This is a genomic window from Hydrogenophaga sp. (genome assembly GCF_051858985.1).
GTDB lineage: Bacteria > Pseudomonadota > Gammaproteobacteria > Burkholderiales > Burkholderiaceae_C > Hydrogenophaga.
Genome location: NZ_JBHYGM010000004.1, coordinates 92,518 through 107,016 on the forward strand (window position 1 = coordinate 92,518; position 14,499 = coordinate 107,016).

Here is a 14,499-nt window from a genome sequence, read left to right on the forward strand (position 1 = left end):
ACGCCTGCCCGATGCTGACCCACGAAAAAAACGCCCTCCTCACTCAATGCGGTCCTGGTACGCCCATGGGCCAGCTCATGCGTTCGTTCTGGATCCCGGCGATGACCGCTGCGCAGGTGCCCGCCGCGGATGAGGCTCCCGTTCGCCTGACGCTGCTGAGCGAACGTCTGGTGGTGTTTCGGGATTCCGAAGGCCGCGTGGGGGTGCTGGAAGAGAACTGTCCGCACCGGGGTGCGAGCCTGTTCTTCGGCCGCAATGAGGAAGGCGGCATTCGCTGCGTCTACCACGGCTGGAAGTTCGACGTGCAGGGCAACTGCATGCAGATGCCCACGGAGCCGTCGACCAGCCGCATGTGCCAGAACGTCAAGGCACGCGCCTACCCCGCCCGCCTGGCGGGCAGCGTGCTGTGGGTCTACATGGGCGACGCGCAGCCGGTGCCCGACCTGCCGGCTTTCGGTTTCATGGGTCTGCCCGACGACCATCTCTATGCTTCCCGCTGGCACCAGGAGTGCAACTACGCGCAGGCGATGGAGGGCGAGCTGGACAGCGCCCACGTGGGCTTTCTGCACCAGATGGTGAACAAGACCGACCCGGACAACCAGGCGCTGACGGGCAAGTATTTCCAGGAAGACACCGCGCCCGCCTGGAAGATCCTGCCCAGCGAAGCCGGCTTTCTGGCCTGCAACGGACGGCGGGTGGACGGCGACAAGCGCTACTGGCGCCTGAACCAGTTCCTGCTGCCTTTCTTCACCATGATCCCGCCGCGTCCGGGCGACGCCCAGTTGGTGCGCATGTGGGTGCCCATGACCGACGAACGCTGCTGGGTGATCTGCGTGAGCTGGCGGCCGGACGCCCCGCTCAACGAGCAGGAACTGACCGCGTGGCGCAACGGCGAGAACTCGCACCGCAAGGTGATTCCCGGGACCACCACGCCGGTGGAACGGCTGGACAACGACTACCTGATCGACCGCCAGGAGCAGAAGACCGTGTCCTTCACCGGCATCAAGGGCATTCGCGCGCAGGACGCGATGGTGACCGAGACCGCAGGGCCCATCGCGGACCGGACGCGTGAACACCTGGGCTCCAGCGACATGGCGGTGGTGGCCATGCGCCGCACCCTCATGGAGGGCGCCACCCAGTGCGCGGCCACCGGCCAGCCGCACCCGGCAGCGGCCAACGCCTGGCTGTACGCAGTGCGCGCGGTGCAGACCGTGCTGCCTGGCGACCAGGACGTGGCCTCGGCGGATGAATTCCTGGCGCCTGCGCGTGCCACACCGCCCGTGGGTGCGCCGGCCACCGACGTCGCCTGAAAGGAACTCGCATGCAGGCCATTTCGTCCATGGACGCGCACCCGGTGCTGGTGCGCCCACGCAGCTACCGGCACATCGACGTCCAACCCCTCACCGGCGTGCTGGGGGCCGACATCCGTGGCGTGGACCTGCGCGAAACGCTGACGCCGGAGGTCTGGGCCGAGATCCGCGACGCCTTTGCCGATCACCAGGTGATCCTGTTCCCTGACCAGAAGCTTTCTCACGAACAGCACGTGGCGTTTGGACGCGGCTTTGGAGAAGTCATCCGCCTGCCGCAACTGCACAGCGTGGAGGGCCACCCTGACGTGCAGATCATCCGCCGACTGGCCACTGACACGGGCCGCGTGGTGGGCGAGAACTGGCACGCCGACAGCACCTACCTCGATGAACCTCCGCTGGCGGTGGTGATGCGCGCGGTGGACGTGCCACCGTACGGCGGCGACACCGGTTTCCTCAGCATGTACGCCGCTTACGAAGCCCTCTCTCCCGCGTACAAGGCGCTCATCGAGCCGCTCAACGTCGTGCACAGCGCCACGCGCATCTTCGGATCGGCCTACCTGGCGCAGGGTCGGCGGTACAACGCATCGACCACCCGGACCGACCTGGATGTCGAGCTGGGCGACCGCGAAGTGGCACATCCCATGGTCTGCACGCATGAGGTGAGCGGGCGCAAGTTCCTGTACCTGAACAGGACCTACTCGCAGCGCATCGAAGGACTGACCAACGAAGAGAGCGCGCCCATCCTCACCTACCTTCATGAGCACTGTGCGCGGTTCGACTTCACCTGCCGCGCGCGGTGGCGCAACGACCAGATCCTGGTCTGGGACAACCGCTGCACCATGCACCGCGCCATTCCCGATTACACCGGACAGAACCGGCTCATGACGCGCGTCACCATCGCCGGACAGCGGCCGGCGCGCTGAACTTCAACCACCACAGGAGACAACGACATGCAGACCCCACGATTCTCACGGCGCCGCCTCACCCAGGGCCTCGCGGCAGGCCTGCTCACCACCGCAGCGGGGCTGCCCGCCCTGGCGGCCGATTTCCCCACGAAGCCGGTGACGCTGGTGGTCCCATTCGCCGCCGGTGGCGGGCTGGACGTGACGGCCCGCATCATCGGTGAACGCCTCAAGGACGAGCTGGGCCAACCGGTGCTGATCCTGAACCGGCCGGGCGCCGGCAGCTCGGTGGGTGCCCGTGTGGTGGCCGCAGCGCCGGCCGACGGTCACACGCTGTTCTTCACCTCGGGTTCGGCCTTCGCCTTCGTGAACCAGCTCGTCCCCAACATGGAGCTGAAACTGCAGGACTTCGCGCCCATCGCCGCTGTCGCGTCCAACCCGGCGGTGATCGTGGCCAGCGCCAGGTTTCCGGTGAAGTCGGTGACCGAACTCGCGGGCTTTGCCAATCCGGCCGAGATCAACTTCTGCAGCACGGGCGCGGGTGGCCTGAACCACCTGCAGCTGGAGATGTTTCGCAGCGTCGTGAAGAACAAGACGGGCAAGGCGTACGACGTCACCCACGTGCCGTACAACGGCCTGGCGCCAGCGCTGACCGGCATCCGCGACGGCAGCGTGCAGGCCTGCATGCTGCCCTACACCGCCCTGGTGAAGAACCTCAATGGCAAGGACCTGAACGTGCTGGCCGTTCAAAGCAAGAACCGGCTGCCCTGGTTGCCCGATGTGCCCACGACGGGGCAGCAGGGCTTCCCCGACATGGACGGCAACGACTCCTTCATCAACATCGCAGCGCCCAAAGGCACACCTGAAGCGGTGGTGGCCCGCCTGGAAAGCGCGCTGCAGAAAACCATGCAGGACGCCACCGTGCGCAAGAAGCTCGAGGACCTGGAAGTCCAGTCGCTCTTCATGGGCAGCCGCGAGACGCAGAAATGGCTGGAGGACGAAGTCCGCAAGTTCACCACCATCATCCGCGACGCAGGGCTCTCAACCAAGTGAAGTCGCCAGTGTCAGGGGTGCCCACCCGGCAGGTTCTCGTCAAGGCCATGCGGCATGAGGCGCAGGGCGTGTGCAGCGTCGAGCTCGTGCCGCTGGAGCCACACCTGCCCGATGGGCGGCTGCCCCCGTTCACCGCCGGCGCGCACATCGACCTGCACCTGCCCTCAGGACCGGTGCGCAGCTATTCGCTGGTGAACCAGCCGGGCGACGCGTCGCGCTATGTGATCGGTGTCCATCTGCACCCCGCCAGTCGCGGCGGGTCGCGCCACGTGCACACGGCCATGCGGCCTGGCGACGTCATTTCGATGGCCGGACCCCGCAACCATTTCCAGCTCGCCGAGGACGCACCGCATTCGGTTTTCATCGCCGGCGGCATCGGCATCACGCCGCTGCTGTCCATGATGCGCAGGCTCAATGAACTGGCGCGCCCGTGGGAGCTGCACTACGCCGCAAGGACGCGCGCGCAGGCAGGTTTCCTGGACGATGTGCGCGAGCTTTGCCTCAGCGGACATGGCCGGTTGACCCTGGCGCTGGATGGCGAACCCGGCGCAGAGATGCTGGACCTCCAGCGCATCGTGGCGCAGGCGCCGGCCGATGCGCACCTGTATTGCTGCGGCCCGGCGGGCATGCTCGACGCATTCACCACCGCCACCGATGGCATTGCGCCGTCCCGGGTCCACCTGGAGTACTTCGCCGCCCGTGAGAAGGCCGACACGGCGGGAGGTTTCGAAGTGCGTTGCGCACGGTCCGCCACCCACGTGCAGGTCCGGCCCGGGCAGAGTGTTCTGCATGCGCTGCTGGAGCACGGCGTGCAGGTTCCGTTCGCGTGTGAGGAAGGCATCTGCGGGAGCTGCGAAGTGGGGGTACTGGAAGGCACGCCCGACCACCGCGATGCCGTGCTGTCGCAGCAGGAAAGAGACGCCGGCAAGACCATGATGGCTTGCTGCTCCGGGGCGAAATCCGACGTGCTGGTGCTGGATATCTGAAAGGCGGCATCGCCGGAGATGGGTGGCAAGGCGTCTGCGGAGGCCCGTTTTCCGTTTGCCGCGACAATCGGGGCTTTCTGCTGCCAGTCACCCCGTCAGACCCGCATGCGAATCCTGTACGTTGAAGACAACCTGGAACTGCGCGAGACCATCTCCATGATCATGGAGGCAGATGGCCACGCGGTGACGTCCTGCAGCACCGCCGAGGGCGCCCTGGTGCTGGATGCCCAGCAGCCCTTCGACCTGGTGGTGTCGGACGCGAGCCTGCCGGGCATCTCGGGCACCGAGCTCGCCCGCCGGCTGCTGGCGGTGGACCCACAGCGCTGGGTGGTGTTGTGTTCCGGCTATGAGCTGGGCAGCTATCCCCACGAATGGGGTCCCCATGTGCGCACGCTGCTCAAGCCCTTCGAGCTCGAAGAGCTGGAGCAGTTGCTGAGCACCGTGAGCGCGGCGCTGGGCAGCGACGACGCAGCCAGCAGCAGGTCTTAGGCCTCGCCGTCAACGCCCCGCGGCGCGATGCGGGGCACCTGCACCACGAAGCGGGTGGAATGGCCCGCCGACTGCACCTCGATGCTTCCACCATGCTGGCGCACGATCTTGTCGGCAATGAAGAGGCCCAAACCCAGACCCTGGTGACGTCCCGGCTGCCGCGCCTGCCGACGGAACGGGACGAACAGGTGAGGCAGCAGTTCAACGGGAATGGTGCCCCCATTGACCACCGTCACCATGACCGTGTCCGCCCGGGTGCCATCGACGCTCACCTGCACAGGCTGCGCAGCATCGCCGTGGTGCACCGCATTGCCGATGAGGTTGGACAGCACCTGCCCGATGCGCTCCGCGTCCCACACGCCCGCCAGGTCGCCATCGGTGGCCGACGTCAGGGACCGATCCGGGAATCCGGTCTGCATTTCGTCGAGCGCGCGTTGCACCAGCAAGTCCATGCGGGCGGGTGCGGGGTGCAGACCGAGCCCCTGCGCCTGGCGGATGCGGGTGACGTCGAGCAGGTCCTCGACCATGCCGGCCATTCGCTTGCTGCTGCGTGTGATCCGGTCCGCCACGGCAGCCACCCGCTCGGGCGGGAGCGGACGCCTGAGCACTTCGGCCGCCGCCATGATCGACATCAGCGGCGTGCGCAGGTCGTGGCTCAGCACGGCCATGAACATCTCGTTGATCTGCAGCGCCTCGGTGCGCTGCTGCAGTTCCAGGGCCAGCGCCTGCTTCTGCCGGTGCAGCTCGAAGAAGACGTTGGCCTTGCAGACCAGCATCTGCGGGTCGATGGGCTTGTAAAGAAAGTCCACGGCGCCACTCTCATAGCCGCGGAACTGCCAGTTCTGCTCGCGCGAGCTGGCGGTCAGGAAGATCAGTGGGATGTGCTGGGTGCGTTCGCTGCCCCGGATCAGCGCGGCGAGCTCAAAGCCGTCCATCTCGGGCATCTGCACGTCCAGAAGCGCCAGCGCAATGTCACTCTCAAGCAGCAGGATCTCCAGCGCCTCGCGGCCGGAACTGGCGGTGAGGATCTCGATGTCGTCGCGCTGGAGCAGGGCTTGCAGGGCCACCAGGTTTTCGGGCGTGTCGTCGACCACCAGGCACTTGATGCGGCCGGTGGCGCGAACGGATGGGCAGGCAGCTTTCGTGGGGTTCATTTCTTGTGGTTCAGATCCGGCCCTGCTGGTGCAGGTCGGTGATCAGCGCGGCCATGCCGGCCGGCGCAAGGACATGTTGAGCGGCGAGCCGCGCGAGCGCGGCACGGGGCATGGCGGACACGGCGGCGCTCGCGGGGTCCTGCACGATGACGAGGCCACCCGCGGCCTGGATGGCCTGCAGGCCGCGGGCGCCGTCTTCATTGGCGCCCGAGAGGAGGATGCCCACGAGCTGATCGCCATAGAAATCCGCGGCCGATTCGAACAGCACATCGATCGATGGGCGCGAGTAGTGCACCGGCGCGTCCACCGACAGCGCGACGCGCGGCCCCTGGTCGATGAGGAGGTGGTAGTCGGGCGGAGAGAAATACACCATGCCCGGCTCGATGAGGATCTGGTCCTGCGCCTCCTGCAGCGGCAGGGCGCAGTGCGGCCTGAAAATCTCCAGCAGCCGGCTGCGGGGATCGCGGGGCATGTGCAGCACCACCAGCACCGAAGCGCGCAGCGTGGACGGCAGCGCAGGCAGGAGTGTGAGGAGTGCGTCGATGGCACCTGACGACCCGCCAATCACCAGGGCGGCGTAGGGCAGGCTCACAGCCCGGCCTTCTTGCGGAAGATGCGGTCCTCTGCCACGAAATCATCGAAGGACCCCGACTCCGCCGAGAAACGCAACGACTCCTTCGAGCCAAGGCCCAGGAAGCCGCGGTGGCACAGGGCCTCCCGGAACAGCCCCAGGGCGCGGTTCTGCAGGTCGCGCTCGAAATAGATCAGCACGTTGCGGCACGACACCAGGTGGACCTCGGCGAAGACGTTGTCGGTGGCCAGGCTGTGGTCCGAGAACACGATGTGCTGGCGCAGCGATTTGTCGAGCACCACGCGCCCGTAGAGCGCCGTGTAGTAGTCGGACAGCGAGGTGCGCGCGCCGGAACGTGCATGGTTCGCCGTGAACGCGGCCACGCGCTCCATGTCGAACACCCCTGCCTCGGCCGCGCGCAAGGCGTGGGGATTGATGTCGGTGGCGTAGATCAACGTGCGTTCGAGCAGGCCTTCTTCACGCAGCAGGATGGCGAGCGAATAGACCTCTTCACCTGCGCTGCAGCCAGCCACCCAGATCTTGAGCGACGGGTAGGTGCGCAACAGAGGCACCACCTCTTCGCGAAGCGCGCGGAAGTAGCTCGGGTCGCGGAACATGTCGCTGACCTGCACCGTGAGGTATTCCAGCAACGCCGGAAAGACGCCGGGCTCGTGCAGCACGCGGTCCTGCAGTTGCGACAGGGTCTTGCAGCCGAACTGGTGCAGCGCCGTGCCCAGGCGCCGCTTGAGCGACGCTTGCGCGTACCCGCGGAAGTCGTAGTGGTAACGGTGGAAGATGGCATCGATCAGCAGGCGCTGCTCGATGTCGGCCGTGCGGGCTTTGCGGTGGGGCATGGCGCGCTCCGGCGGTTACTTGGGCATCCAGACGCGCACCAGCGACAGCAGCTTCTCGACATCGAGTGGCTTGGAGATGTAGTCGTTCGCGCCCGCCGCCAGGCACTTCTCCTGGTCGTCCTTCATGGCACGGGCCGTGAGTGCGATGATGGGCAGACGCCGCCACGCCGGACGGTTGCGGATCTCGCGCATCGCGGTGTAGCCGTCCATCTCCGGCATCATGATGTCCATCAGCACGAGGTCGACCGCCGGGCCGCCTGCCTTCTCGAGGCGCTCGAGCGTGTCCAGCGCCTCGCGCCCGTTGCGCGCGATCTCCAGCCGGATGCCGGTGGATTCCAGGATGCTCGTGAGCGCGAACACGTTGCGCACGTCGTCTTCCACCACCAGCACGGTGCGGCCCTCCAGCGCGGTGTCGCGGCTGCGCGCGGCTTCCAGCATGCGCCGGTGCACGGGCGACAGCTCCGACTCCACCTGGTGCAGGAACAGCGTGACCTCGTCGAGCAGCCGCTCGGGCGAACGCGCGTCCTTGATGATGATGGACTTGGAGAAGCGCCGAAGCTGCTGCTCTTCGTCGCGAGAGAGCGCGCGGCCGGTGTACACGATGACGGGCGGGAACGACACGCCGTCCTGATCGCTCATCTTCTTGAGCAGCTCGAAGCCGGTCAGGTCCGGCAGGTTCAGGTCCATGACCATGCAGTCGAACGTGGCGCTGCGCAGTTGATCCAGCGCCGCGGCGGCGGTGCCCACGCACACCACGTCCACGTCGTCCCTGCTGAGGAGATCCCGCACGCTTTCGCGCTGGCGCTCGTCGTCTTCCACCACCAGCACGCGGCGCATGTCCTGGGTGAACTTGGCTTCGAGCCTTTGCAGGGCCTGCGTCAGTGCGCTCAGCTCGATGGGCTTGAGCGCGTAGCCCACCGCACCCAGACCCATCGCCTCCTGCGAGTAGTCGGCCACCGAGACGATGTGCACCGGGATGTGCCGCGTGGCCGGGTTGCGCTTGAGTTGCTCCAGCACACCCAGGCCCGAGAAATCGGGCAGGTTCACGTCCAGCACGATCGCGCTGGGCAGCAGCCGCATCGCCATGGCCATGCCGTCCGAAGCGTTGTGGGCCAGGTGGCATTCAAAATCCATGTCCGAGGCCAGGTCGCACAGGATGCGGGCGAAGTTCTCGTCGTCCTCGATCACCAGGATGCTGCGCCCGCCAGCGCGCGGTGCGTCGGCGGGCACTGCTGTGGAAGGCACTTCGGCGGTCAGGCGCGTGGGCAGGGACTCAGCCACGCTGGTGGTGGCGGGCAACGCCGCGGGCACCACCTGGCCCGCGTCTGCGGGCTCGCGGTGCAGGGGCAGGTGCAGGGTGAACGTGCTGCCTTCGCCGGGCGTGCTGTGCACCGCGATTTCGCCGCCCAGCAAGTGGGCAAGGTCGCGCGAGATCGACAGCCCGAGCCCCGTGCCACCGTACTTCCGGTGCGTGCTGCCATCGGCCTGGCGAAACGCTTCGAAGATCAAGGCCTGCTGTTGTTGCGGAATGCCGATGCCGGTGTCCTTGACGCGGAAGCTCAGCATGTCGCCCGGGCTGCGGGACACATGCAGCGAGACCGATCCCTTCTCGGTGAACTTGAGCGCATTGGACAACAGGTTCTTGATGACCTGGCCCAGCCTCAGCGGATCGGTGTCGAACGTGGCCGGCACATCGGGTTCCACCGTGGCGGTGAGGGCAAGTCCCTTTTCTCGCGCCAGCGGTCGCAAGGGATCCACCAGTGCCTGCACGGTGCGGGCAATGGAGATGGACTCCACCGAGATGTGCGTCTGCCCGGCTTCGATCTTGGACAGGTCCAGGATGTCGTTGATGAGGGCCAGCAGGTCGTTGCCCGCCGCCGAGATGGTGCGGGCGTATTTCACCTGGTCCGGGTTCAGGTTGCCGGGCTTGTTGTCGGCCAGCAGCTTGGCCAGGATCAGGGTGGAGTTCAGCGGCGTGCGAAGTTCGTGGCTCATGTTCGCCAGGAACTCGCTCTTGTACTGGCTCGCGAGTTCGAGTTCGCGCGCCTTGGTGGTCAGCGCCTCCTGCGCCTTCATGAGCTGTTCGCGCTGGTGCTCGAGCTGCTGGGTCTGCTCCTCCAGGTGCGCGTTGGTCTGCTCCAGTTCGGTCTGCTGCACCTCCATCTGCGCCTGCGATTCCTGCAGCACGCGGCTTTGTTGTTCGAGTTCCTCGTTGGTCACTCGCAGCTCTTCCTGCTGCGTCTGCAGTTCCTCCGCCTGGCGACGGGTCTCTTCCAGCAACGCTTCGAGGCGCTGGCGGTCCGTGCCCAGGCGGACCGCCACGGCCAGCGTCTGGCTGGCGCGCTCCATCAGGCTGCGCTCGGGTTGCCCGACGGGGCGCAGGAAACCGAGTTCGATCACTGCCAGCACGTCGCCGTTTTCCATGGCGGGCGCCACCAGCAGCTCGGCCGGGCGCGATTCGCCGGTGGCCGAGGACACCTGAAGGTGGCCGGCGGGCACATCGCGCACGTGCAGGAGCTGGCGCGTCGACAGCGCCTGCCCGACCAGGCCCTCGCCCGGCAGCAACTGCTGCTGCAGGCGCTCGCGCGGGAGGGCGTAACCACCGAACAGCGCCAGCCCCCGACCGCCCGCTTGAACGGCATAACCCGCACCGACCGTGGCGCCGAGGTAGCTCCCCAGAAAATTCAGGGCGCGCGGGCCCAGTTCATCGATACGTTGTTCGCCCTGGAGCTGCACACCCAGCCCCGCCAGCCCGGCCGAGATCCACGCCTCCTCCGCCTTCACGCGAAGGCTGCGAATGGCCAGCCCGCCGGAGATGCAGATCAGCACCAGCAGCACGGCCGAGCCGATCCAGGAGTAGCGCGTGGAGGCGGTGGCCGCGTCCACCCAGGCGCGGCGACGCGCCTCGAACAACTGGTCCTGGCGCTCCAGCATGTCGCTGGAGAGCTGGCGGATGTTGTCCATGATGGTCTTGCCGGTGTCCATTCGCACGCTGGCAATGGCGGCCTCGTTGCGGCCCGACTTGTAGAGCTCGATGGTGCGCTCCAGCTCCTCCAGCTTCTGGCGCACCATCTGGTCCAGCCGCTGCGTGAGCTCCTGGTCCTGCGGCGCGTTGCCCATCAGGGCCTTGAGCGTGGACAACCGGCGGTCCAGGGAGCCGATGGCGGTCTGGTAGGGCTGGAGGTAATTGGAGTCGCCGGTGATCAGGAACCCACGCTGCCCGGTTTCCGCGTCCTTCACCGCGGCCAGCACCTCGTTGAGCGCCCGGATCGCCTGCGTGGTGCGTTCCATCTCTTGCACCGCAACACTTCGCGTCTCCGACGACACGTAGTTCACATACGTGATGACGAACGTGGCGAAGAAGGCCACCAGGAAGCCGGCCAGGATCGGCAGCGGGACACGGAACCGGCGTGCTGCGGTGGGGTGTTGAGGTGGGGGCATGGATTCGCTTCCAGAGGGGTGGCGCATTATCCAATAGCTGCCTCTTCTCCTACAGGGCCCGACGCGCTTTTCCTACGGTCCCTGCATCCCGGCAGGGCGAAGATCTGGGCTCTCGAAACCACCCGGAGGACACACCATGTACATGAAGACCCTGACCGCCATCACCCTTTGCGCCGCATCCACCTTCGCCATGGCCCAGACGGCCATGACCAAGGCCGAGCACGACGCCGCCAAGGACCGCATCGAGATGAACTACAAGAACGCCAAGAAGGCGTGTGACGCCCTGCGCGACAATGCCAAGGACGTGTGCGAAGAAGAAGCGGAAGGCAAGGAAAAGGTCGAGAAGGCCGAACTTGAGCACAAGTACAAGCCCACGGCCGACAACGCCCGCAAGGTCGACGAGGCCAAGGCAGATGCTGCCTACGAGATCGCCGAAGAGAAATGCGAAGACCAGAAGGGCGACGCCGAGAAGGTCTGCAAGGCCGATGCCAAGGCCGCCCACGAACGCGCCATGAAGGCCGCCAAAGGCAAGGCCTGAGTCTTCTCAAGCCTGGATGAAGACCGCCCCTCGGGGCGGTTTTTTCATGCCTGGACGGGAGAGCCCTGGGTCGCTCGGTAGGCGGGGGCAAAGACCTCGCGGGCAAACGCCTGCAGCGTGGTGGGCTGCATCTCGGCGGGCGCGGCAGACACCGACGCGAGCGGAGACGTCGAGAGCCAGCGGGCCAGCGCTTCGAGCTGGTTGGCGGCGTCGCGCGAGAAACCCTGCTCTCGCAGCACCGCCTTCATGTCTTCAGCCTCCGCCTGCACGTAGGGCAACTCGGGGCGCCCGATCGCCTCGCCCAGCGCGGCCGCCACATCGCGCGGCGTCGGCAGCTGGGCCGTGTGCAGGATCAGCACGCCATCGTGCCGGGGCCGGGTGAGTTCGCGCGCCGCCACGGCTGCGATGTCGCGCGTGGCCACCAGCGGCACCGTGGCATCCGCGGTCTCGAGTCCGGGCAACACCCCGGCGGTGGCCACCGGGTGCAGGGCGGCCAGGTAGTTCTCCATGAACGACCCGGGCCGCAGGTGCAGCACGTTCGCCATGCCCGCGAGCCGCTGCTCCTGCGCATGCAGACCTTCAATGGGCCCGGTCCCTTCGGCCAGTTCGGCACCCACGCTGGAGAGGTTCACCACACGCGGCACGCGAGCCTTGCGCAGAGCCTGGGCGATGGCCGCTCCCACGCGGTCCTGTGCGGCGCGCATGTCCGGTTCTGCGTAGCAGGGTGGCGTCATGGTGTAGGCGGCGGTCGCGCCGGTGAATGCGCGTTCGAGGAACGCGGCGTCCGCCGGGTCGCCCACCGCCAGTTCGGCACCGGCCTCGCCCAGTGCGGACATGGCGCTCCGGTTGCGACCGACAACGCGCACGGCGTGGCCGCCGCCCAGAAGCTGGCGGGCGAGTTGAGAGGTGATCTGGCCGCTGGAGCCGAGGAGGACAAACATGGCAATTCCTTTCGAAGTTGTGAGGGGGTGAGGGCATGGTGCCGCTCTTCGAAGTTCGGAAAAACCACCTTTACGGGAATTGATTGTTCAGCGAAACTGGACAAATGAAACTGACCCACCTTGAGGCGTTTGTGGCCGTGTGCACCACCGGCAGCTTCACGCGCGCGGCCGAACACCTGGCCATCACAAAGTCCGCCGCGAGCCAGCACGTGGCCTCCCTGGAACGCGAGCTCGGCGTCCAGCTGCTGCACCGTTCCACCCGCCGGCAGACCCTGACCGAGAGCGGCGAAGCGCTGCTGGTCGATGCGCGAGCGCTGCTGGACCAGGCGCAGCGCCTGGCCGAGAAGACCCGCGGCCAGGCGGCACAGCTCACGGGTGTGTTGCGGCTCACCTCCTCCGACATCACGGCCACCTGGGTGGCGCCCGTGATCGCGGAATACGTGCGCCTGCATCCGGGCATGCAGGTGGAATACCGACCCAGCGACCACCTGGTGGACCTGGTCGCCGAGGGCATGGACCTGAGCGTGCGCGCCACCGGTCGGCGCGATTCCAGCCTTCGCGCCGCGCCCCTGGCGACCTTCGACGTGTGGTGCGTGGCCTCGCCAGACTACCTGCGGGAGCACGGTACGCCGAAGCAACTCGCGGCACTGGCACAGCACCAGTGGATCGCCTTCACACCGATTCCGCAGCCCTGGACGGTGCGCACGCGCGACGGCCAGCAATCGGTGCACCTGCAGCGCTCACTCAGCACCTCCAGCACCACGGGCGGTCGTGCGCTGGCGCTGGCTGGCGCCGGGGTGTTCGGTGCGCCCAGCCTGGTGGTCGAAAACGAAGTCGCCAGCGGTCAACTGGTGCGCGTGCTGCCGCACGTCAAACTGCCGCAGGTATTTCTCTACGCCGCGTGGCCCGGCAGGCACGAACCGCCGCTCAAGACGAGGGCGTTCATCGAGCTGGCCAAGGCACGCCTGCGCCCCAAGGCGCGCTGAAGGCAGGTTGAGGCAGCGCCCTCAAGGCATCACATACGCACCGGCGTCGTCCGGCCACGGTGTCAGCACCTCATACCCGGTGGGCGTCACCGCCACCATGTGCTCCCACTGGGCCGACAGCGACCGGTCCCTGGTGACCACGGTCCAGCCGTCAGCCAGTGTCCGGGTGTCGCGCTTGCCTGCATTGAGCATGGGTTCAATGGTGAACACCATTCCGGCCTCAAGCGTCATCCCTTCGCCACGTTGACCGTAGTGCAGCACATCCGGCTTGTCGTGGTAAGTCTGACCGATGCCGTGGCCGCAGTAGTCGCGCACCACACTGAAGTGCTCGCGATGCGCGACGGTCTGGATGGCGTGGCCAATGTCACCCAGCGTGGCACCGGGTTTCACCTGCCGGATGCCCGCGACCATGGCCTCGTAGGTCGTGTCCACCAGTCGACGCGCGAGAACGCTGGTTTCGCCCACCACGAACATCCGGCTGGTGTCCCCAAACCAGCCGTCCTTGTTGACGGCGACGTCGATGTTGACGATGTCACCCTTCTTGAGGATGCGGTCGGGCGAGGGAATGCCGTGGCAGACCACGTGGTTCACCGAGGTGAGGATGGTGCGGGGATAGCCGTGGTAGCCGAGGTTGGCCGGGATGGCCCCCTGCACATTCACGATATGGTCGTGGCAGATGCGGTCCAACGTTTCGGTGCTCACACCGGGCGCCACATGCGGGGCAACGACGCTGAGCACTTCTGCAGCCAGGCGGCCTGCCCGTCCTGCCATCTCGATCTCGGCCGCCGACCGGATGGCAACGCCCTTCGCCACTAGCGTCTGCCGGTGGCGGGCAGTCGTGCTTTGCCGTTGGCAGGCGTGACCGCCATGGCAATCTCGACGCCACCCGCCAACTCGGCTCGCACGAGCATCTGGCAGATTTCCCGGTGATCAAGTTCCGGGTGCAATTCGGCGAGCATCCCCACCCGCATCCAGTGCTCGGCCTGCGAGTTGATGGAACGGCTCAACGCCGCACCTGCGACCCGCAGGTTCTCGTGCATCAGGTCGGATATCTTCACAATGCCCATGGCAGACCTCTATATGAAACGTATACGTATTGTTTACGCTCAGAGGCCGCGGGCCAGCCATCTGGCCGGTGAGATCAGCCCAGACCGAAGAAGCTCAGGATGAAGCCGATGACCACGACGAGGCCGACGATGTAGATGATGGTGTTCATGGTGTTACTCCTTGGTGCTTGGCTGTGAACTCATCGTAGCTGCGCGGCTCGCCCCAGC

14 protein-coding genes are annotated in these 14,499 nt (G+C 66.7%); 7 read left to right on the forward strand and 7 right to left on the reverse strand.

What is annotated here, in order from left to right:
- The first annotated feature begins 11 nt into the window (after window positions 1-11).
- From ACTIEY_RS17430 to ACTIEY_RS17450, 5 genes are all read left to right on the forward strand, one after another.
- The gene (locus ACTIEY_RS17430) at window positions 12-1,310 is read left to right on the forward strand and encodes a Rieske 2Fe-2S domain-containing protein (protein ID WP_439520410.1); all 1,299 of its coding nucleotides are present in this window, start codon (window positions 12-14) and stop codon (window positions 1,308-1,310) included.
- Between the two features lie 11 nt (window positions 1,311-1,321).
- Window positions 1,322-2,233, forward strand: a complete 912-nt coding sequence (locus tag ACTIEY_RS17435; protein ID WP_439520411.1) for a TauD/TfdA dioxygenase family protein — start codon at window positions 1,322-1,324, stop codon at window positions 2,231-2,233.
- Window positions 2,234-2,260: 27 nt separating this feature from the next.
- A complete protein-coding gene (locus tag ACTIEY_RS17440) occupies window positions 2,261-3,265 on the forward strand; it encodes a Bug family tripartite tricarboxylate transporter substrate binding protein (RefSeq protein WP_439520412.1) in 1,005 nt (334 codons plus the stop codon).
- Between the two features lie 8 nt (window positions 3,266-3,273).
- Window positions 3,274-4,251 carry a PDR/VanB family oxidoreductase gene (locus tag ACTIEY_RS17445; RefSeq protein WP_439520413.1) on the forward strand — a complete coding sequence of 326 codons (978 nt, stop codon included), beginning with the start codon at window positions 3,274-3,276 and terminating at the stop codon, window positions 4,249-4,251.
- 105 nt (window positions 4,252-4,356) lie between these two features.
- Complete coding sequence (locus ACTIEY_RS17450; RefSeq protein ID WP_439520414.1) at window positions 4,357-4,740, forward strand: response regulator; 384 nt, start codon at window positions 4,357-4,359, stop codon at window positions 4,738-4,740.
- Here ACTIEY_RS17450 and ACTIEY_RS17455 read toward each other — a convergent pair.
- From ACTIEY_RS17455 to ACTIEY_RS17470, 4 genes are read right to left on the reverse strand one after another with little or no spacing between them, the layout of a single operon-like run.
- Window positions 4,737-5,894: a hybrid sensor histidine kinase/response regulator gene (locus ACTIEY_RS17455; protein ID WP_439520415.1), complete on the reverse strand. Its 1,158-nt coding sequence runs from the start codon at window positions 5,892-5,894 to the stop codon at window positions 4,737-4,739. The two genes, ACTIEY_RS17450 and ACTIEY_RS17455, sit on opposite strands and share 4 nt — an antisense overlap.
- Window positions 5,895-5,904: 10 nt before the next feature.
- A complete protein-coding gene (locus ACTIEY_RS17460; RefSeq protein ID WP_439520416.1) occupies window positions 5,905-6,486 on the reverse strand; it encodes a chemotaxis protein CheB in 582 nt (193 codons plus the stop codon).
- A complete protein-coding gene (locus ACTIEY_RS17465) occupies window positions 6,483-7,319 on the reverse strand; it encodes a CheR family methyltransferase (protein ID WP_439520417.1) in 837 nt (278 codons plus the stop codon). The genes ACTIEY_RS17460 and ACTIEY_RS17465 overlap by 4 nt, the downstream gene beginning before the upstream one ends.
- A gap of 15 nt (window positions 7,320-7,334) precedes the next feature.
- Window positions 7,335-10,760, reverse strand: a complete 3,426-nt coding sequence (locus ACTIEY_RS17470; protein ID WP_439520418.1) for a response regulator — start codon at window positions 10,758-10,760, stop codon at window positions 7,335-7,337.
- A 136-nt stretch (window positions 10,761-10,896) separates the two neighbouring features.
- Between ACTIEY_RS17470 and ACTIEY_RS17475 the strand changes: the two genes are divergently transcribed.
- Window positions 10,897-11,298 (forward strand): hypothetical protein, encoded by a 402-nt coding sequence (locus tag ACTIEY_RS17475; protein ID WP_439520419.1) that lies wholly within the window; start codon window positions 10,897-10,899, stop codon window positions 11,296-11,298.
- 44 nt (window positions 11,299-11,342) lie between these two features.
- On the opposite strand, the gene ACTIEY_RS17480 is transcribed toward ACTIEY_RS17475, so the two are convergent.
- Entirely contained in the window at window positions 11,343-12,239 is an 897-nt protein-coding gene (locus ACTIEY_RS17480) for an NmrA family NAD(P)-binding protein (protein ID WP_439520420.1), read from the reverse strand.
- Between the two features lie 104 nt (window positions 12,240-12,343).
- On the opposite strand from ACTIEY_RS17480, the gene ACTIEY_RS17485 reads away from it, so the two are divergent.
- Window positions 12,344-13,225: a LysR family transcriptional regulator gene (locus ACTIEY_RS17485; RefSeq protein WP_439520421.1), complete on the forward strand. Its 882-nt coding sequence runs from the start codon at window positions 12,344-12,346 to the stop codon at window positions 13,223-13,225.
- A gap of 21 nt (window positions 13,226-13,246) precedes the next feature.
- On the opposite strand, the gene map is transcribed toward ACTIEY_RS17485, so the two are convergent.
- Window positions 13,247-14,038 (reverse strand): type I methionyl aminopeptidase, encoded by a 792-nt coding sequence (gene map, locus ACTIEY_RS17490; protein WP_439520422.1) that lies wholly within the window; start codon window positions 14,036-14,038, stop codon window positions 13,247-13,249.
- A complete protein-coding gene (locus tag ACTIEY_RS17495; RefSeq protein WP_439520423.1) occupies window positions 14,038-14,292 on the reverse strand; it encodes a ParD-like family protein in 255 nt (84 codons plus the stop codon). Before ACTIEY_RS17495 ends, map begins: the two co-directional genes overlap by 1 nt.
- Window positions 14,293-14,499 lie beyond the last annotated feature (207 nt).